Source organism: Aeromonas sp. 6P (assembly GCF_051919525.1).
GTDB classification, from domain to species: domain Bacteria; phylum Pseudomonadota; class Gammaproteobacteria; order Enterobacterales; family Aeromonadaceae; genus Aeromonas; species Aeromonas veronii.
Genome location: NZ_JBQBEO010000002.1, coordinates 3,706,499 through 3,726,178 on the forward strand (window position 1 = coordinate 3,706,499; position 19,680 = coordinate 3,726,178).

General features: G+C 61.4%; 18 protein-coding genes and 1 pseudogene. 3 read left to right on the top strand and 16 right to left on the bottom strand.

Translation table 11 applies throughout. From position 1 onward, the window contains the following. Positions 1-99 precede the first annotated feature (99 nt). The gene (locus ACTG2J_RS17050) at positions 100-1,803 is read right to left on the bottom strand and encodes an amidase (protein ID WP_439997698.1); all 1,704 of its coding nucleotides are present in this window, start codon (positions 1,801-1,803) and stop codon (positions 100-102) included. Between the two features lie 126 nt (positions 1,804-1,929). Continuing rightward, positions 1,930-3,027, bottom strand: a complete 1,098-nt coding sequence (aguA, locus tag ACTG2J_RS17055; protein ID WP_439997699.1) for an agmatine deiminase — start codon at positions 3,025-3,027, stop codon at positions 1,930-1,932. A gap of 155 nt (positions 3,028-3,182) precedes the next feature. On the opposite strand from aguA, the gene ACTG2J_RS17060 reads away from it, so the two are divergent. Next, entirely contained in the window at positions 3,183-4,136 is a 954-nt protein-coding gene (locus tag ACTG2J_RS17060) for a LysR family transcriptional regulator (RefSeq protein ID WP_113739763.1), read from the top strand. Between the two features lie 106 nt (positions 4,137-4,242). Here the strand turns inward: ACTG2J_RS17060 and ACTG2J_RS17065 are convergent, their stop codons facing one another. Continuing rightward, on the bottom strand, positions 4,243-4,809 hold the full coding sequence (locus tag ACTG2J_RS17065) for a TetR/AcrR family transcriptional regulator (RefSeq protein WP_439989314.1): 567 nt from the start codon (positions 4,807-4,809) through the stop codon (positions 4,243-4,245). A gap of 199 nt (positions 4,810-5,008) precedes the next feature. On the opposite strand from ACTG2J_RS17065, the gene ACTG2J_RS17070 reads away from it, so the two are divergent. Next, the gene (locus ACTG2J_RS17070; RefSeq protein WP_439997700.1) at positions 5,009-6,046 is read left to right on the top strand and encodes an alkene reductase; all 1,038 of its coding nucleotides are present in this window, start codon (positions 5,009-5,011) and stop codon (positions 6,044-6,046) included. 114 nt (positions 6,047-6,160) lie between these two features. On the opposite strand, the gene rpoS is transcribed toward ACTG2J_RS17070, so the two are convergent. The 10 genes and pseudogenes from rpoS to putP form a co-directional block, all read right to left on the bottom strand. Beyond that, entirely contained in the window at positions 6,161-7,144 is a 984-nt protein-coding gene (gene rpoS, locus ACTG2J_RS17075; RefSeq protein ID WP_005335504.1) for an RNA polymerase sigma factor RpoS, read from the bottom strand. Between the two features lie 45 nt (positions 7,145-7,189). Next, positions 7,190-8,257 (bottom strand): LysM peptidoglycan-binding domain-containing protein, encoded by a 1,068-nt coding sequence (locus ACTG2J_RS17080; RefSeq protein WP_267513309.1) that lies wholly within the window; start codon positions 8,255-8,257, stop codon positions 7,190-7,192. Between the two features lie 9 nt (positions 8,258-8,266). Continuing rightward, the gene (locus ACTG2J_RS17085) at positions 8,267-8,848 is read right to left on the bottom strand and encodes a YqaA family protein (protein WP_005354505.1); all 582 of its coding nucleotides are present in this window, start codon (positions 8,846-8,848) and stop codon (positions 8,267-8,269) included. Further along, the gene (locus ACTG2J_RS17090; RefSeq protein ID WP_439997702.1) at positions 8,845-9,462 is read right to left on the bottom strand and encodes a protein-L-isoaspartate(D-aspartate) O-methyltransferase; all 618 of its coding nucleotides are present in this window, start codon (positions 9,460-9,462) and stop codon (positions 8,845-8,847) included. The genes ACTG2J_RS17085 and ACTG2J_RS17090 overlap by 4 nt, the downstream gene beginning before the upstream one ends. Positions 9,463-9,469: 7 nt before the next feature. Continuing rightward, entirely contained in the window at positions 9,470-10,231 is a 762-nt protein-coding gene (surE, locus tag ACTG2J_RS17095; protein ID WP_040068372.1) for a 5'/3'-nucleotidase SurE, read from the bottom strand. After that, on the bottom strand, positions 10,212-11,270 hold the full coding sequence (gene truD, locus ACTG2J_RS17100; protein WP_439989312.1) for a tRNA pseudouridine(13) synthase TruD: 1,059 nt from the start codon (positions 11,268-11,270) through the stop codon (positions 10,212-10,214). The genes surE and truD overlap by 20 nt, the downstream gene beginning before the upstream one ends. Further along, positions 11,270-11,746 carry a 2-C-methyl-D-erythritol 2,4-cyclodiphosphate synthase gene (ispF, locus tag ACTG2J_RS17105; RefSeq protein WP_439989311.1) on the bottom strand — a complete coding sequence of 159 codons (477 nt, stop codon included), beginning with the start codon at positions 11,744-11,746 and terminating at the stop codon, positions 11,270-11,272. Before ispF ends, truD begins: the two co-directional genes overlap by 1 nt. A 146-nt stretch (positions 11,747-11,892) precedes the next feature. Beyond that, positions 11,893-12,585: a 2-C-methyl-D-erythritol 4-phosphate cytidylyltransferase gene (gene ispD, locus ACTG2J_RS17110; RefSeq protein WP_439989310.1), complete on the bottom strand. Its 693-nt coding sequence runs from the start codon at positions 12,583-12,585 to the stop codon at positions 11,893-11,895. Then, positions 12,578-12,894 (bottom strand): annotated as a pseudogene (gene ftsB / locus ACTG2J_RS17115) (cell division protein FtsB). The gene ispD and the pseudogene ftsB overlap by 8 nt, the downstream one beginning before the upstream one ends. Before the next feature lie 208 nt (positions 12,895-13,102). Further along, on the bottom strand, positions 13,103-14,620 hold the full coding sequence (putP, locus tag ACTG2J_RS17120) for a sodium/proline symporter PutP (protein ID WP_439989309.1): 1,518 nt from the start codon (positions 14,618-14,620) through the stop codon (positions 13,103-13,105). A gap of 326 nt (positions 14,621-14,946) precedes the next feature. Between putP and ACTG2J_RS17125 the strand changes: the two genes are divergently transcribed. After that, positions 14,947-15,840: a VirK/YbjX family protein gene (locus ACTG2J_RS17125; protein WP_111901393.1), complete on the top strand. Its 894-nt coding sequence runs from the start codon at positions 14,947-14,949 to the stop codon at positions 15,838-15,840. Positions 15,841-15,909: 69 nt separating this feature from the next. On the opposite strand, the gene ACTG2J_RS17130 is transcribed toward ACTG2J_RS17125, so the two are convergent. From ACTG2J_RS17130 to ACTG2J_RS17140, 3 genes are all read right to left on the bottom strand, one after another. After that, a complete protein-coding gene (locus ACTG2J_RS17130) occupies positions 15,910-16,836 on the bottom strand; it encodes a L,D-transpeptidase family protein (protein WP_005354531.1) in 927 nt (308 codons plus the stop codon). A 187-nt stretch (positions 16,837-17,023) separates the two neighbouring features. Further along, the gene (locus ACTG2J_RS17135; RefSeq protein ID WP_108542324.1) at positions 17,024-18,265 is read right to left on the bottom strand and encodes a mechanosensitive ion channel family protein; all 1,242 of its coding nucleotides are present in this window, start codon (positions 18,263-18,265) and stop codon (positions 17,024-17,026) included. Between the two features lie 143 nt (positions 18,266-18,408). Continuing rightward, on the bottom strand, positions 18,409-19,608 hold the full coding sequence (locus ACTG2J_RS17140; RefSeq protein WP_005354534.1) for an acetate kinase: 1,200 nt from the start codon (positions 19,606-19,608) through the stop codon (positions 18,409-18,411). Between the last annotated feature and the right edge of the window lie 72 nt (positions 19,609-19,680).

Here is a 19,680-nt window from a genome sequence, read left to right on the forward strand (position 1 = left end):
ATTAATAGGCATGAAATATCTATATAAAAACCACCCGTATAACGGGTGGTTTTTTCATTATCTCAGAATGAACCCGAGATATTTAACTCACAACAGCAATCAAACCAACGGCGGCGTCCGTGGCGGCACCATACGCTTGCTGCCGGTGGACTCAAAGGCCGAGGCGAAGCGCAGCAGGTTGTTGTCGTCATAGGCGCGACCGGCGAAGGTCAGCCCCACCGGCATACCGATATCGGCCATCACGCCCATGGGGACGGTGACGGTCGGAACACCGAGGTGGCGAATGGCGAGGTTGCCGTTGGCAACCCAGATGCCGTTGCTCCAGGCGATATCGGCGGAGGCCGGATTCACATCCGCATCAGCCGGGGCGACGTCGGCAACTGTGGGGAACAGCACGGCGTCGAGCTTGAGCCCGTCCATCCACTCCTCCAGATCCAGCTTGCGGGTCTTCTCCAGAGCGCGCAGGCCGTCCGGCACTGTGGGGATCTCGTCAAAGCGCTTGATGCCGCGCTTGGCCATATTGACGTACTCGTCCATGCCCGCCGCCAGATCGCCCTCGCGATTCGGCAATGTGCCCGGATCGTGGGGGAAGATCTTCGGCCCATCCACGTCCGCCAATTTATTCAGCTTGGGATCGCCGTTGGCGCGCAGGAAGTCGTCAAACGCCCAGCCGGAGAGCTCCCACAGCTCGTCGTTGAGAAACTCCGGGCTCACGATGCCGCGATTGAACACGGTCGGCGCGCCGGGTCGGTCCCCTTCGCAGTTGGAGACCAGCGGGAAGTCCACTTCGATGACTTCGGCGCCAGCGGCTTCCAGCGCCTTGCGCGCATCTTCCCAGAGGGCGATCACGGTCTCGCGGGTATGGATGCGCTGACCGGTCGGGCCGCCGATGCCGGGGTTTTCGCTGGTGCCGGCCAGTTCATCCTTGTTGATAAACATGCGCGGCACGCCGAGGCGCTTGCCCTTGAGGGCATCGGCCTTGGCAGCCAGCTCCAGATAGGAAGCCGGACGCACCTCGGAGGCCTTGGGCAGCTGCACCCAGGGCTGCATGCGCCACAGATCGCCACGGGTGTCGGCATCGTCGGCCACTACTACATCCAGCACTTCCAGCAGATCGGCCATGGTGCGGGCATAAGGCACCACCACGTCCATGGTCGGGGTCAGCGGCCAGTTGCCGCGCACCGAGATGACGCCACGGGACGGGGTGTAGGCACACAGACCGTTGTTGGAGGCAGGGCCACGGCCGCTCGACCAGGTCTCTTCGGCGAGACCGAAGGCGGAGAAGCTGGCGGCGGTGGCGGTACCGGCGCCGTTGGAGGAGCCGGAGGCAAACGGCGCGGTCAGGTAGTCGGCGTTGTAGGGGCTCTCGGCACGGCCATAGACGCCGCGCTGCATGCCGCCATTGGCCATCGGCGGCATATTGGTTTTGCCTAGGCAGATGGCACCGGCGGCGCGCAGGCGCTCAACGGTAAAGGCATCGCGCTGGGCCACCAGATCCTTGAAGGCCGGGCTGCCGGAAGCGGCGGTCAGCCCCTTGACCAGATAGCTGTCTTTGGCGGTGTAGGGGATGCCGTCGAGCGGCCCCAGGGTCTCGCCACGGGCACGGCGGGCATCGGAAGCCTCGGCCTCTTTCAGCGCATCGGGATTAGCGACCACCACGGCGTTGAGTTTGGTGGCAGTCTCGGGGCCGTTGTAAGCCTCGATCCGAGCCAGATAGGCCTTGACCAGTTCGACCGCTGTGGTGCGGCCTGATTCGAGCGCGGCACGCAGCTCGGCAATGGAAACCTCGGTCACTTCGATCATTTAGGATCTCCTGTAAAAGGGTGACTGTTTGTCATGATGATCGCCGCATCAGCGCCTGCGACCATCACACTATCAAGGGATAAAACCCCACTGAGTGGGGTTTTGAATACCAGCAGGAACCGGTTCTTATTTCCCTGAGGGGATTTGCTGAGTAATGCAGTGAATATTGCCACCGCCCAGCAGGATCTCGCGGGCCGGTACGCCGATCACGGTGTGCTCCGGGAAGATCTCTTCCAGAATGCGCTGGGCTTCGCCATCGGTGGCGGCATCCAGCAGCGGGTAGACGATGCGATCATTGGTGATAAGGAAGTTCACATAGGAACCGGCCAGACGGCCTTCTGCCTCGCGCGGCACACCGCTGCCGCTCTCGACACCGGCAGACTCCTCTTCAGTGCAGAACAGCGGGCCCGGCTGGGGCAGCTTCCACACTTTCAGCTTGCGACCCTTGGCATCGACCGCCGCTTCCAGCACCTTGAGAGCGGCCACGGAGCGGGCGTACTGGGGATCGTTCTGGTCGTCAGTCCAGTGCAGGGCCACTTCACCCGGACGCACGAAGCAGCACATGTTGTCGATGTGGCCGTCGGTTTCATCCATGTAGACGCCTTCGTCCAGCCAGATAAAGCTGGTGACGCCCAGATAGTCGCGTAAGTAAGCTTCGATCTGCTCTTTGGTCAGGTGCGGGTTACGGTTTTCGTTGAGCAGGCACTCGGCGGTGGTCAGGCAGGTGCCTTCGCCATCGACATGGATGGAGCCCCCTTCCAGAATCAGCGGCGCGTCGTAACGAGCCATGCCGTGCTGGGTCAGCATCTGGGCTGCGACCTCTTCATCCTGATTCCACGGGTAGTAGAGACCACCCTTGTGACCGCCCCAGGCGTTGAAGCCCCAATCCACCCCACGGCACTCGCCGGCCGCGTTGGTAACGATGGTGGGGCCGGTATCGCGGGCCCAGCAGTCATCGCTGTTCATTTCAACCAGAGTGACGTGGGCGGGCATGATGGCGCGGGCCTGCTCCATAAACTGGGCTGGCACCCCCATAAAGACCGGGGTAGCACCACCGATGGCATCGGCCACCTTGGCGAAGGTCTCTTGCGCGAAGCGACCGGCTACGCGCCAGTTGTCCGGGCGAAACGGCCAGATCATCCAGACGGCCTGCTGGTGCGCCCACTCGGCGGGCATGGTGAAGCCGTCGGCGGCCGGCGTGGAGTTAATGGTCTTGATGCTCATCGCAAGGCTCCTTGCATGGATTGAGGCCCCCGTTTACGCCAGATGCGGCGCGGGAACCCGGAAAAATAAGAGTGGGTCGCAGATTAAGACGTTGCGCCCCCATCCATCAAATGAATAGGATGGATTGTCCCATAAACACGGCGAATAATCCCCCCATGAAACTGCACCAGCTCGACCTCAATCTGCTGCTCGCGTTTGACGCCCTGATGACGCAGGGCAGCGTCACCCGCGCCGCCGAAGCGCTCTTTATCAGCCAGCCCGCCATGAGCCACTCCCTTAACCGGCTGCGCACCTTTCTCGGTGACCCGCTTTTGGTACGCACCCCGCAGGGGATGCTGCCGACCCCGCGCGCCCAGCGGCTGCACCTCGGGGTGCAGCAGGCGCTGCGGCTGCTGGAGCAGCAGCTCACCGAGGAAGAAGAGTTCGAGCCGAGCCAGTCGAAGCGGCGCTTCGTGCTCTGCACCACAGATTACGTGGAGTGCGTGCTGATCCCGCCGCTTATTCAGCGCCTCAGACGGCTGGCGCCCGGGGTCACCATCGAGATCCGCATCCTGCGCGACACCCTGCCGGAGGCGGAACTGGCAAGCGGCGAGATCGATCTGGTGCTGGGCTTTGACGAATACATGCAGGTGCCGGGGTATCTGGGCAAGGAGACCTGGCTCACCGAGCCGCTGGCCGGACTGGTGCGCGCCGATCTGCCCATTGCCAAATCGGCCCCCGCCGGTGCCGAGGATGACCCCTCCCAATGGATGGAGCGCATCACCTTGCAGCAGCTGATCGTCATGCCCCACGTGTTCCACTCGCCGCTGGGTACCTCGGAGGCGAGCCTCGACCGCTATCTGAAAAGTCAGGGCTTTAGCCGCACCATCTCGGTCAACAGCCAGAGCTATATGTCCGCCGCCGCCATCGTCAGCCAGAGCGATCACCTCTTGGTGCTGCCCAGCATGGTGGCCGAGCTGCTCGCCACCCACTGGCCGCTGAAAAGCCTGCCGCTGCCCGCAGACGTGCCCGATTATCACCTCAACTGCGTCTGGCACCCCGTGCACGCCCAGCAACCCGCGCTGGTATGGCTGAAAGATTTGATGAAGGAGCTGGTGGGGCCGAGGTAAGACCGCGGCGTCTGGCATCAAAGATTGATGGAAAAGCCGAGGAAGGGCTGAAACCAGAAACAACAGTGGCTCCCGAGGGAGCCACTGTTGTTTCTGCGATATCGCGTTACGCCCGCAGGGCCCGCATCAGCTGGGCAACCACGTCGTCGAGCAGGGGGCGATCGGGGCGGCACTGGGCGAAGGTGACCAGCCCTTGCAGGTTGATCAGCAGCAGTGTGGTGAGGGTGTGGATATTGCTATCCGGGGCCAGCTCACCCTTGGCCTGCGCCTGGGTCAGCAACTCGGCCAGATCCTGCTCCAGCTCGCCATAGATCCCCTTGACCCGCTGGGTCAGCTCCTCATCCTGCTCGCTCAGCTCCATCATGGTGCGAGTCACCAGACAGGAGCCGCAAAGCGCCTCCCCCACAATCCGGTCGAGATAGGCCGCAAGGCCCGCCAGCGGGCTCGGGTTGTCGAGCAGGGTGCGGCGCAGGGTGCGTTTGTCCTCGACATAGTGATCCACCGCCGCCAGCAGCAGGCCGCGCTTGTTGCCAAAGGCACCGTAGATGCTGCCCGGGTGCAGGCCGGTGGCAGCCACCAGCTCCTGCATGGTGGTCTTGGCATATCCCTTGGCGCGAAACGCTTCCATGGCATTTCGCAGTACCTCGTCCCGATCAAACTCGGCTATGCGCATGGTTCCTCCCGTGGGAAATGGTTCACCGGCAAGGGGCAACAGGGCCCGCCGATAAAGAGTGGCTGGAAAGGGCGGCAAGTTTACCCCAGCCGCCCGCTCGGGCCAACCTTCTTGAACGCGCATTCAAAAAAAGCTTGCGCCCGACGCAAAAAACGTCTTGAATGCACGTTCAAGAATAACCCGTTCAGGACAACCTATCATGAATACCCTGTTTCAGCCGTATCGACTCAATGACACTCTGACCCTGGCCAACCGTTTCATGATGGCCCCGCTCACCCGCTGCATGGCAGGCCCAGGTCTGGTGCCGACCGAGCAGATGGCAGCCTATTACGGCCGCCGCGCCGACATCGGCCTGATTGTTTCAGAGGCCGTCATCATCCGCCCCGACGCGCAGGGCTACCCCAATACCCCGGGCCTCTTCACCCAGGCGCAGATCGATGGCTGGAAGAAAGTCACCAGCGCAGTGCACGCCAAGGGCGGCAAGATCTTCGCCCAGCTGTGGCACGTCGGTCGCCTCTCCCACCCCTTCTTCCATCAGGCTGAAGTGTTGGCCCCCTCTGCCGTGGCGCACGAGGGCACTGTGCCCCGCATGCGCGAGCTGACCTATCAGGTGCCGCGTGCCCTGACCGAGGTGGAAATCGCCCAGCTGGTGCAGGATTACGCCCAGGCCGCTGCCAACGCCATCGAGGCGGGCTTTGACGGGGTGGAGATCCACGGTGCCAACGGCTACCTGATCGACCAGTTCCTGCACCACTCCACCAACCTGCGCACCGACAACTATGGTGGCAGCCCGGAAAAGATCAGCCGCTTCGCGCTGGAAGTGGTCGATGCCATCAGCGCCCGCATCGGCGGTGATCGGGTTGGTATTCGCCTCTCCCCGGGTGCCTATGTCCATCTGGCGGGCAGCCCGGAAGATCGCGCCGTGTTCGACTACCTGCTGGGCAAGCTGAACGATCGCCCGCTGGCCTATATCCACCTCGGCATCTTTGATGACAACCTCACCTTCGATTATCTGGGTGGCCGTGCCTCCGACTATCTGCGCGCCCACTACAAGGGCAATCTGGTCGGGGTGGGCAACTACGACGCCGAGCGCGCCGCTGCGGCCATCGAGGCCAACCGCTTCGATCTGGTGGCCATCGGTCGTCCGCTTATCGCCAACCCGGACTACCTCACCAAGGTGAAGAAGGGAGAAGCACTGGTGCCCTACGCCGACACCATGCTGGCCGAGCTGGTATAACCGCGAAGCCATCACCAGACGACAGGCAATAAAAAACGAGGGGAGCTGTTGCTCCCCTCGTGCTATCTGGCTGATGCCGCATTCCGTTGGTGCGGGCTTAATTGGTGCGGATGCTTAATTGGTACGAAATAGCGCCTCGATGGAGAGCCCCTGGCTCAGCAGGATCTCCCGCAGACGGCGCAGCCCCTCCACCTGGATCTGACGTACCCGCTCGCGGGTCAGGCCAATCTCGGCCCCCACATCCTCGAGGGTGGCGGGCTCGTAACCCAGCAGACCGAAACGACGAGCCAGCACTTCCCGCTGCTTGGGATTGAGCTCCTCCAGCCAGTGCACGATGCTGCTACGCATATCATCTTCCTGTGACTCCAGCTCAGGCCCCATGCCGCGCTCGTCGGAGAGCACATCCAGCAACGCCTTGTCGCGATCGCCGCCGATGGGGGTGTCCACCGAGGTGATCTTCTCGTTGAGCTTGAGCATGCGATTCACATCGTCCACCGAACGATCCAGCGCGAAGGCGATATCCTCGGCGGTCGGTTCATGATCGAGACGGTGAGAGAGTTCGCGTGCGGTGCGCAGGTAAACGTTTAACTCCTTGACCACATGAATGGGCAGACGGATGGTGCGGGTCTGGTTCATGATGGCCCGCTCGATGGTCTGGCGGATCCACCAAGTGGCATAGGTGGAGAAACGGAAGCCGCGCTCGGGGTCGAACTTCTCGACCGCACGGATAAGACCGAGGTTGCCCTCTTCGATAAGATCCAGCAGCACCAGGCCGCGGTTGTTGTAACGACGGGCGATTTTCACCACCAGTCGCAGGTTGGACTCGATCATGCGCTTGCGGGCAGCTTTGTCACCCCGCAAGGCACGACGGGCGTAGTAGACTTCCTCTTCGGCAGTGAGCAGCGGGGAGAAGCCAATCTCCCCCAGATAGAGTTGCGTGGCATCCATCACCTTGTTCAGTTCCGGTGCCAGCAACTCATCGGAGATAGTCTCGTCCGCCTCGGCGGCTACCTCCTGCAACTCTTCTACCTCGTGAGATTCGGGTTCAGCGTCAAACTCTAACTCTGCATCCTGCATTACCAGTTGTTCTTGGCTCATGGTGTGTCTCCCTGACGTTACCAGAGTAAGACGGTCTCTCTGGGGTTAACGCTTTGGCAAATAGCTCATCGGATTGATCGACTTGCCTCTGTACCGGATCTCGAAATGCAATCGCACATCCGGCGCGTCCGTGCTACCCATGTTGGCAATGACCGAGCCCCCCTTGACGCTGTCCCCTTCCTTCACCCGCAACTCGTCGTTGTGTGCGTAAGCGGAGAGATAGTCATCATCATGCTTGAGGATAATCAGCTTGCCGTACCCCCTTAAAGCACTGCCAGCGTATACCACTTTACCGCTGCTGGCGGCGTAGACGGGTTGCCCCTTCTGGCCGGCTATGTCGATCCCCTTGTTACCCTGTTCTGCAACAGAGAACCCCTCGACAATCCGGCCTTTTGCGGGCCAGTGCCAAGCAAGTCTCGACTGGGAGTTGTTCATTTTTTGTTCTTTGGACTGAGCGTATTCCTTCGGTGCTGCCGGAGCAACGGATTTCTGAGAGATGAACGGCGTGGTCTGACCAGATCCACTCGGCTCGGCCAACGGACGCGGACCGCTGCTCGGACGGCTAACGGCCACCGGCGTCACGGTTGCCGGACGAGTCGCAGCCACCATCTGGGTCGAACCGCCTGCGGTCTGGACATTGAGCACCTGACCCGGTTGCAGCGCATAGGGGGCGCTCAGGTTGTTGCTCTGGGCCAGCGCCTGCGGCGTCATGCCGAACTGGCGGCCAATGCTGCTCAGGGTATCGCCGCGGCGCACCTCATAGGTACCGGCACTGCGGCTGCTGCCAACACTGGCGCTGGAACCATCGAGTCGCAGTCGCTGCCCCGGATAGATGTTGTAGGGCGGGCTGATGTTGTTGAGGCTGGCCAGCGACGGCACATCGTTGCCGGAGTTGAAGGCGATGGAGTAGAGGGTATCGCCCCGTTTCACCACATAGCTGCCGCCCTGAATGGGGGCGCTGACCTGGGCACCGCTTTGGCGAGCCGGAATGGTCGAGACAAACTGCCCCTCATCAACACCATCTACCGGAGCTGCATTTTTACTGGAGGAGCAGGCAAGCAGCAGCCATGACAACACCACGACACTGCTTCCTTGCCAAATACGCGAACGCATAATGGATCCTTAACGACTAAACCAGAAATAGGCCACCACGGCCAGACCAATACAGAGCCAACCGAGCACATCTACGTAGTGCATCAGTTTGCGTTCCATCTTCTCGCCACCCCAGCGCATCAGGCCCGCAACCAGGAAAAAGCGCATGCCACGACCGATGAGGGAGGTGATGATGAAGGGCAGCAGAGCCATTTGCAACAACCCTGCCGTCACGGTAAACACCTTGTAGGGGATAGGGGTGAAGCTGGCAATGAAAATGACCCAGATCCCCCACTGCTCAAACCAGTTGCGAGCGATTTCGATCTTGTCCTGATAGCCCACAGACTCCACCAGTGGCAGCACGACCGGATCCCACAGGGCATAGCCAAGGGCATAGCCAAACAGGGCGCCCAACACAGAGAAGACGGTAGCCAGCGTGGCGTAGTGCCACGCCTTGTGGGGCTTGGCGAGCGCCATCGGTGCCAGCATCACGTCCACCGGGATCGGCCAAAACACCGACTCAATGAAAGCGGTGATGGAGAGATACCAGGGGGCATGCTTGTGGCGAGCCCACTGCATCACCAGTACGTACAAACGGGAAAACAACTTCACTCAACATCTCCGTCAATCAGGGGAACAAAACGTACCGGCTCCAGAATACGGCTGGTCAGCTGGGATCCGGATCGTTCGATCAGCTGCAGGGTCTGCTGGCTGTCACCCACGGGCAACACCAGTCGGCCCCTTTCGGCCAGTTGATCGGTCAGTGCCGTCGGGATCTCGCTCGCCGCGGCCGTCACCAAAATGGCGTCATAAGGCCCCTTGTTGGGCCACCCCAGCCAGCCGTTGCCGTGCTTGGCCGAGACATTGTGCAGATCGAGCTGGCGCAGTCGGCGTCTGGCCTGGAACTGCAGCGACTTGATCCGCTCCACGGTATAAACATGCTCCACCAGATGGGCGAGGATCGCCGTCTGGTAGCCCGAGCCAGTGCCAATCTCCAGCACATGGGCAGGATTGTTTTGCATCAGCAACTCGGTCATTCGCGCCACCATATAGGGCTGCGAAATGGTCTGGCCGTGGCCAATGGGCAGGGCGGTGTTGTCCCACGCCTTGTGCGCCATGGCCTCGTCCACAAACAGCTGGCGCGGCACTTTCGCGATGGTCGCCAGCACGCGAAAATCGCGAATATCCTGCGCAATGAGCTGATTTAACAGGCGCTGTACTATCACACCACCCTCATCCCTGCAGATCTAACCAGGCCCCCAGACCGGCGAGACTGTCATAGGCAGTCATATCGATGGTCAGGGGGGTAATCGAGACATAGCCCTGCTCGATGGCAGCAAAATCGGTACCGTCACCGGCATCCTGCTGGCTGCCGGGGGGGCCGATCCAGTAGATGGGCTGGCCACGGGGATCCTCGGTGCAGATCACCGACTCCGCCCGGTGGCGATTGCCAAGGCGGGTGGTCTTGATCCCCTTGATCTGCTCGAGGGGCAAGTCCGGCACGTTGACGTTGAGGATCTGATCGGCAGGCAGGGGGTGTTTCATCAGCCCCTTCACCAGCAGGGCCGCATAGTGGGCCGCCGTGGCGAAGTGGGTCTTGCCCACCAGCGAGATGGCGATGGAGGGGTAGCCAAGATGGCGCCCCTCGGTGGCCGCGGCGACCGTGCCCGAATAGATGACATCATCCCCCAGGTTGGCACCGTGGTTGATGCCGGCCACCACCATGTCGGGTTCAGGACGCACCAGCTCGTTGACCGCCAGATGCACGCAGTCGGTCGGCGTCCCCTTCACCGCATAGCTCTCGCACCCATTAAAGCCGTTTTCTGCAATGCGGGTAACCCGCAGCGGTACTTCCAGCGTCAGGGAGTGACTCGCGCCGCTACGGTTGCGATCCGGCGCCACCACAATGACCTCGCCGCAGGCGCGCAGCGCCTCGCTGAGGGCACGAATGCCCTCGGCATGCACACCATCATCATTACTGACCAGAATTCGCATCGGTTTGATTCCTGAAACCGTGATCGGCCTCTTCGGCCTGCATTAACTCGCGCACCACGCTGGTGGCAAACGCGCCCGCCGGCAGGAAGAAGGAGAGGGTCAACGCCTCGCCGTCCAGCTGCCAGCTCATCTGCTCCGGCTTGAGCAGCAGGGGGCGCCTGTCCTGATCCAGCCCCGCTTTCTCCAGCCCGTCACACCAATCGCTATAAGGAGCCAGCACGCCCTGTTCGAACTCGGCAGCGGCGCCCTGACTGGCCAGGCGGCCACGCCCCCACTGGGGGGCGGTGAGCTGCACGTCGCCGGAGGCAAGACGCGCTTCCAGCTCGGGGGTCACGCTCTCTTCGCTGAAGATGGAGTGGCTGCCCTTGAGCATCACGCAATCACCGGCCAGCAGCTGATGAGCCAGCCCCTGCCCGATACGGGCGCTGACGATGGCGTTGAACAGCATGCTGCGGGCGGCAGAGAGGTAGAGGGAGCGCTTGTTGCGATCCTTGATCCGCTTGCCGGCAAACATCGCCTTGGCCGCTTCCAGGTTGTTGCCATCGCGGCCAAAACGCTGCTCACCATAGTAGTTGGGCACGCCCTGGGCAGCGATGGCCTGCAGGCGCGCTTCCAGCCCGTCGGCCTGTTCCAGACCGGTGAGACGCAGGGTGAAGTGGTTGCCCTTGAGATAGCCAACCCGCAGCTTCTTGTTGTGGCGCTTCACCTCGAGGATCCGGATGCTGTCGCTCTCAATGACGGAGAGGTTCGGCTCGCCCTTGCCCGGCAGGTGAATGCCGAACCACTGCTCGGTCACCGCGTGGCGATCTTTCAGGCCCGCCCAGGTCACCGCATTGCGGTTGACACCGGCCGCATCGGCCAGCAGACCCGCCACCCAGGCGGTGTTTTCGCCGGTTTTGCGCACACGGACGAAGATGTGCTCCCCTTCACCGCAAGGCTCGAAGCCGAGATCTTCATTCACCACGAAGTCGGCGGCCTCGGCCTTGAGGATACCGCGGGCAGTGGGCGCCCCGTGCAGATAGGCAAGTTGTTCCAGCATTATTGTTTCACCAGTAGGACGACGGCTTCGGTGGCGATCCCTTCCTTGCGCCCCGTAAACCCAAGCTGTTCGGTGGTGGTCGCCTTGACGTTCACCCGGTTCAAATCACATTGCAGATCGGCGGCCAGCACGGCGCACATGGCGTCGATATGGGGCGCCATTTTGGGGGCCTGGGCGATGATGGTCACATCCAGATTGCCGATGGCATACCCCGCCTGCTGTACCCAGGCAAAGACATCCCGCAGCAGAATGCGACTGTCGATCCCCTTGAACTCGGCAGCGGTATCGGGGAAGTGGCGACCGATGTCACCGGCACCGATGGCCCCCAGCAGGGCATCGCTTACCGCGTGCAGCACCACATCGCCGTCGGAGTGGGCAACCAGCCCCTGCTCGTAGGGAACCGGCACGCCACCCAGCATGCAGGGGCCAACACCACCAAATTTATGGACATCAAAACCATGACCAATGCGCATCATCAGCAGCAACCTCCCAACATGCTGAAACCAACCCCATCAATTTTGTGTACGTCCACACCATGTCCAATCCGGATCATGCTAACTCCTTGTTCGGGCCTGTTTGTTCGAGACACTCTGCTCTGAACGGTCTGTTCTGACTGAGGGGCTTATGCCTGCTGGCTTAAAAACAGCCCCGCCAGCGACAAGTCTTCCGGCCGGGTCACTTTGATATTGTCGGCGCGCCCCTCCACCATCCGCACCGTGAATCCGGCCCGCTCCATGGCAGAGGCCTCGTCGGTGATGGTGGCGCCCAGCAGCAGCCCCTCTTCCAGTGCCCGCTTCAGGGCACGGGTCGGGAACATCTGCGGCGTCAGGGCATGCCAGAGCTGCTCGCGCTCGACGGTAGCGATGATATTGCCCTCGCCATCGGAGCGTTTCATGGTATCGCGCACCCGACTGCCGAGAATGGCACCGCCACAGTTCATGGCCGTGGCAATCAGCGCATCGAGATCGCCGTGAGTCAGGCAGGGGCGGGCCGCATCGTGCACCAGCACCCACACCCCTTGCGCTACATGGAGACCATTGAGGACGGAAAAGGCGCGCTCGGCGCCTCCCTCTACCCGCACAATCCGCGGGTCGGCCGCCACGGGCAGGGCCTCGAACCAGCGATCATGGGGCGCCAGTGCCACGATCACCTGGGCGATGGCCGGGTGGGAGAGCAGCCGCTCCAGGGTATGTTCGAGAATGGTTTTACCCGCCAGTTGCAGGTACTGCTTGGGACAATCGGCCCCCATCCGGCTGCCAATACCGGCGGCAGGGACGATCGCCGTCAGGCCGGATACCCGGCTGGCATCAGTCATCGTAGGGCTATCGTCCGGCGCTGTCTCTTTGTCTTTCTCTTTGGGGATGATCCGGTAGAAGGTCTCCCCCTGCTTGATGTAACCCAGATCGTTGCGCGACAACTCCTCGATGGCCTCGAGGCCAGAGGTGAGATCATCTATCTCGCGGTAAATGAGGTCGTTACGATCCTTGAGAGTCTGGTTGTCCCGCTGTTGCTGCGAGATAGCCTCCGACAGGTTCTGATAATCGGATAGCCCGTTCTTCCCCAGCCAGAGGTCATATTGCAGTCCCCCCAGCAGGAGGATCAGGATCAGGGTGAATAGCCGCATGCACTAGGTCTCCTTCAGGCGGCCTAGTGTCCCATATTCGGTGCCAAGACAAAAGAAAGCGAGCACCCGGGAGCCACCGGCCGAACATAAAAAAGTGCCCAAGAGTGAATCAGATAGCACAAAGCCCCGCCAAACCGGTGCAAGGATGGCCAACCAGGGCGCTCCTTGTCCGGGGGCAGGGCTCTCAATCAGAAAGCGGTAAGGGGGATCAGTTCACCGCGACCGGCTCTCCCGCGCTCTCGGCCGGAGTGTTGTACTCCTCCTCGGCATCGCGAAAACGCTCCAGCATCGCTTTTGAGGGTGCTTCGCCCAGCAGGCTGCCCACCACGATGGCCAGCAGTGCGAACAGGAAGCCCGGGATGATCTCATACAGCCCCAGCCAGCCGAACTGCTTCCAGACGATGACGGTGATGGCACCGACCAGCATGCCCGCCAGCGCGCCGTTGCGGGTCATTCGCGGCCACAGAACCGAGAGCAGCACAACGGGGCCGAAGGCGGCACCGAAACCGGCCCAGGCGTAGCTCACCAGCCCCAGTACCCGGTTTTCCGGATTCATGGCAACGGCGATGGCAATCACCGCGATCAGCAGCACCATCAGGCGACCCACCCACACCAGCTCACGCTGGGAGGCGTTCTTGCGCAGGAACGGCTTGTAAAGATCCTCGGTGATGGCGCTGGAGCAGACCAGTAATTGACAACTTAGAGTGCTCATCACCGCCGCCAGAATGGCGGAGAGCAGCACCCCGGCGATCCAGGGGTTGAACAGGATCTTGGAGAGCTCGATAAAGACCCGCTCCGGGTTGCCGGTCACTCCAGCCGCCACTTCCGGGAAGCGGGCGAAGTAGGCCAGCCCGAAGAAGCCGATGGCCACCGCACCAACGAGGCAGAACACCATCCAGGTCATGCTGATACGGCGGGCATTGGCCATGGAGTGGTGGGAATCCGCCGCCATGAAACGGGCCAGAATGTGGGGCTGACCGAAGTAGCCAAGACCCCAGGCCATCAGCGAGACAATGGCGATCACATCCAGATTCTTGAACATGTCGAGGTTGGTGGCGCTCTTGGCGGCCACCTCGATCATGGCGCTGTCTATCCCGCCGACGGCGATGATGACGAAGACCGGGGTCAGGATCAGGGCGAAGATCATCAGGGTCGCCTGCACCGTGTCGGTCCAGCTCACCGCGAGGAAGCCGCCGAAGAAGGTGTAGGTGATGGTGGCGGCGGCACCGACCCAGAGGGCGGTGTTGTAATCCATGCCGAAGGTGCTCTCGAACAGACGGGCACCGGCCACCACGCCGGAGGCGCAATAGATGGTGAAGAAGAGCAGGATCACCAGCGCCGAGAGGATGCGCAGTACCTTGCTGTGATCTTCAAAGCGATAGGTGAAATAGTCCGGCAGGGTCAGGGCATTGCGGTTCTTCTCGGTATGTACCCGCAGGCGACCCGCTACCCAGCGCCAGTTGAGGTAGGCGCCGATGACCAGACCGATGGCGATCCAGCTCTCGGAGATGCCGCTGACGAAGACGGCGCCGGGCAGGCCCATCAGCAACCAGCCGCTCATGTCGGAAGCGCCGGCAGAGAGAGCTGTGACCCAGCTTCCCATCCGGCGGCCGCCCAGAATGTAGTCATCAAAGTTGCGGGTGGCGCGATAGGCGACGAAGCCGATCAACACCATCCCGAGGATATACACCAGGAAGGTGATTAACATGGGTGTGCTAGCTGTCATGCAAAACTCCGTTTTGTGTCATTTTCTGCCCGCTCTGGTGACGGGCTTATCCCTAAAAAACCGGCCTAGCTTAATCAGCCGTTCGCGCCAGCTCAACCACTTTTAACAAACACAAAACACAATAAAAACCTTTGCGCATCAAATCATCTGCCGCATCAAGAGGATGGCGCCAGATTTCCTGCCGTGGCCGTGACGGCCATATCGTCGCAACGGCGACTATTGAGCGTTATGTTTTCACATTTTGTTACTATCCATTTTTTTACAAGCCAGCGCCCCGCTCCTACACTCCCCGCCCTGTCTCATCACACCAGTCAGAGGTCGGCACCATGTCATCTCATCTGTCACACCTGCGAACCCTCGCCCGCCGCCTTCACCCGGTGGAGGAGTCGGGTCATCTTATCCGACGGGCCAAGTATGTGGGGCGTCTCTGGCTCAATCCCGGCGCCCGCGCCCTCTATCGCCAGCAGCAGGAGCAACCGCTGCTGGCGCAGGCGATCAGCCGCTTCCCCGATATTCTGGAAAAGCCGATCCACCCCTATCGCCACAAGGGGCTCCGCAAGCGCCTGCGAGCCGGACTTATCAGCGGCCACTACCAGCAGCTGGCTCGCCAGCTGCCCAAGGCGCAACAGCTGGCGATCTACAGCGGGCGCGGCCTGCTGCTGGCACAGTGGCAGAGCGACAAGCTGACGGCGCCGCTGACCCTGCAACTGGATTACCAAACCCACATGGGCAAAGAGGGGGAGATGAGCCTGACCCTCAAGCTGGGTGACGCGGCGCTCTATTACATGGCCCTCAATCTGCGCCCCGCGCCAAACCCGACCCTCGAGATCTGTTCGCTGCAGGGCGGCAAGGGGCAGAGCGAGGAGATCAAGCAGGTCACCAAGGCGTGCGGCGGACTGCGCCCCATGTCCCTGCTGGTCTATATGGCCGCCGAGCTGGCCCGGGGGTTGGCGTGCAAAAGCCTGCTCGGGATCCGCACCCAAAGCCACGTCTATCAGAGCAGCAAGCGCACCGCCGATCGGGTCAAGTTCGATCTCGACGGCTTGTGGCAGGAGCATCAGGGCTGCGTGCAGGATGAACTCTGGATGAGCCTGCCGCTGGAGGTGCCCCGCAAGACGCTGGAGGAGATCCCCTCCCGCAAGCGGGCCAGCTACAAGGCGCGCTATCAGCTGCTCGATCAGCTCGGCAGCGAGCTGCAGACAAATCTGCTGCGAAGCTGAGTCAGCACAGCAGAAAAACAAAGGGCGAACAGTATGCTGTTCGCCCTTTGTCGTGACGGGGATTTGCCGTTAGCGGTTGATCGCCATCGGCATGCCGTTGCGCTGCTCCAGCGCCTGCTTCACCAGTTGGGAGTCGCTGTCGGCGTGGGCAATGAAGCGGGTCACCGCCGGGGTCATCGGCAGCGGTGCCGGCAGCTTGGAGTTGAACTCCTCTTCGCTGCGCGACAGCGGCTGGTGCACTTCCAGATAGCGGACGCCGTTGGGCTCGAGGGAGGCCTTGATCGGCTGGTTGACGAACTGGACGCGAGTACCGACCGGTACCTGCTTGAACAGGTAGGCGATGTCGTCGTTGCGCAGACGCACGCAACCGTGGCTCACCCGCAGGCCGATGCCGAAGTTGGCATTGGTACCGTGGATGGCGTACATCTTGCCGATGTAGAGGGCAAACAGACCCATGGGGTTGTCCGGGCCGGCTGGCCATACCGCAGGTAGGCTCTCGCCACGGGCGGCATATTCGGCATGCATCTTGGCGGTCGGGGTCCAGGTCGGGCCCGCTTTCTTGCGCTGCACACTGGTCACCCAGTTTTCCGGAGTATCGGTACCGAGCTGGCCGATGCCGATGGGCAGCACTTCCACCACTTTTTTACCCTTGGGGTAGTAGTAGAGGCGCATCTCGGCCACGTTCAGCACGATCCCTTCACGGGGTGCATCCGGCAGGATCAGTTGCTGGGGGATCACCAGCTTCTCGCCGGTCTGTACCAGCAGGGGATCCGCATCGGGGTTGGCTTCGGTCATGTTGGTGAGCCCCAGCTGGAATTTGGCCGCAATGGCCTCCAGCGGCTGGCCGTTCTCTTCGGCCGGAACCACATATTCCAGATTTTCCCCTACCAGACGGCTGTTGGCCGCAGGCAGAGCATATTCAACAGCGAAAACCGGCGCAGCGGTCAGCAGCAGGCTGTAGCAGAGTGTTGCCACACTATTGCGAAGGAGCTTCATAACTTTCCCATGATGATGACTTTAAGTGACGTCTCTGGGCTGGCAGCTGATCAAGAGGGGATCAGGGGCGCGAAGAGAAGGCCGCCATTTTTCTCCTCTGCACGGTAAATTTCAACTGACAAGTGGCGACGGGTCGATGATTAATATGCGGTTTTTTCCGCGTCCTCGACCCGCCCCATTTCCCTGTTTATCCCCGTTGCCAGGCACGCATATCGTAACCTGTGGGAGATTGATGCAACCGCAGATGAAATTGCTCAATGATGGCGAATATATGGTCGAAAATATCGGCCTGGATCCCTTCGTAATCGGCCCATGCGGTAGTCGCGGTAAAGCAGTAAATTTCCAGCGGCAGACCGTCTGACGTGGGTGCCAGCTGGCGCACCATCAGGGTCATGTCCTTGCGAATGCCGGGGTGAGCACGTAGGTAGGCATCCAGATAGGCGCGCAGGGTGCCGAGGTTGGTGAGGTGACGACCGTTGATGGGGCAGCTCAGGGCATCGCTCAGCTGCTGATTGTAGGCACTCAGCTCCTGCTCCTTGCGGCTCAGATAGGGTGCCAGCAGCTGCGCTTGCTTGAGCTGCAACTGCTCATCGGCTGTCAGAAAACGCACGCTGGTCATGTCGATATTGACGCTGCGCTTGATGCGACGGCCGCCCGACTCGGTCATCCCCTGCCAGTTCTTGAAAGAGTCGGAGATCAGGGCATAGGTAGGAATGGTGGTAATGGTCTTGTCCCAGTTCGACACCTTGACCGTGGTAAGCCCGATGTCGGTCACCTCGCCATCGGCGCCGTACTTGTCCATCTGCAGCCAGTCACCGACGCTCAGCATCCGGTTGGCGGAGAGCTGGATCCCCGCCACCAGCCCGAGGATGGGGTCCTTGAATACCAGCATCAGCACTGCGGTCATGGCACCCAGACCGCTGAACAGGAACAGCGGCGACTTGCCGAGCAGCAGGGCGATCATCAGGATGCCCACCAGAATGCTGCCTACCAGCTTGGCCCCCTGGAAGATGCCGCGCAGGGGCAAATCCCGACCAAGGCGGGTATAGCGGCTCACCGACAACAGGCAGTCGAGCAGGGCGAAGAAGGCCAGCAGCAGGAACAGCAAGATCCAGAGCTGGGCCACCATCTCGATAAGCTTGAGGCTGTCCGATTGACGGGGCAGCCAGATCTCCGCCTGACCGAGCAGCACGGCGCCCTGCAGCACGAAGGCGAGCCGGTTGAAGAGGCGCTGTTGCAGCTGGGGCGGCAGCCACACCTGCTTGGCCTTGCCGAGGATCCCCACCAGCCGGACCAGCAGCACCCGGTGCAGCGCCATGTGCAGCAGCAACGAGGTGATGACGATAAAGCCCAGCGCGATCACCAGCGCCATCATGCTGGTCACTTCCACCCCAAGGCCCGACAACCAGTTAAAAAACGCCTCTTTCATTGCTCTCTCCCGAACCGGGCAGCCCGCTGGCTGCAAAAACAGTGGTGGTCAGGGTACCGCTCCCCTCCCCCATGTCAAATCGGTGAACGCCAGAAATGACAACGCCCGGCACAGGCAGGGCGTTGTTTCAAAGCGAGGCTGACTTAGCAGACCAGGCTCAGGGCATCGCGGGCGATGACCAGCTCTTCGTTGGTCGGGATCACCATGGCGCAACGGCTGTCGGCGGTGGTGATGCGACCTTCGCCACCCAGTACGGCAGCGTTGTTGGCCTCTTTGTCCACCTTGAAGCCGAACAGGGCCAGACGGTTCAGCACCATCTCGCGCACCATGGCGGCGTTCTCACCGATACCACCGGTAAAGACCACGGCGTCCAGACGACCGTCCATCGCAGCGGCATAGGCGCCGACATACTTGGCCACACGGTAGGTGAAGACATCCAGCGCGCGCTTGGCACCGGCGTCGGTGGCGTAGTTGGTGGTGACGTAGCGGCAGTCGCTGCTCGCTTCGGTCATCCCCAGCAGACCGGACTCACGGGTCAGGGTGTGGTTGATCTGCTCAACGCTGTAACCGAGCTGGTCGTGCATGAAGAAGACCACGGCCGGATCGATATCACCGGAGCGGGTACCCATCGCCAGACCTTCCAGCGGAGTCAGACCCATGGAGGTGTCAACGGATTCGCCGTTCTTGATGGCGCAGACAGAGGCACCGTTACCCAGGTGGCAGTTGATGATGTTCAGCTCATTCAACGGCTTGCCCAGCTCTTTCGCGGCTTCTTCCGCGATGTAGCGGTGAGAAGTACCGTGGGCACCGTAACGACGGATGCCGTGTTCGCGGTAGAGCTTGTGCGGCAGCGCATAGAGGTAGGCCTCTTGCGGCAGGGTCTGGTGGAACGCGGTGTCGAAGACGGCCACGTTCTTCTCGGACAGCTGCGGGAACACTTTCAGCGCGGCGCGAATACCGATGAGGTGGGCCGGGTTGTGCAGCGGGGCGAACGGAATGGCGGCTTCGATACCGGCGATCACGCCGTCATCGATACGCACGGAGCGAGAGAACTGCTCGCCACCGTGTACGATTCGGTGACCGATGGCCACCAGTTGCTCGGCAAGAGTCGGATCCTGCGGCAGGATGTGACCCACGATATGGTCGAGGGCCTCCTGGTGAGCGGCACCCGCTCCCAGCATGGCTTCGCCCTTGACCCCGTGGAGTTTCCATTTGATACGTGCATCATCCAGATTGAAGCATTCGGCCAGGCCGGACAGCATGTCCTCACCTGTTTCGGCGTCCATTACGGCAAATTTCAGGGAAGAGCTACCGCAGTTAAGGATCAATACCAACTTGCTCATTTTCTACATCTTCCTGTGCTTCGGCTTTATGCCGACAGTGTCGTGTCATCCAAAAGAGGATGGGATTCCCCT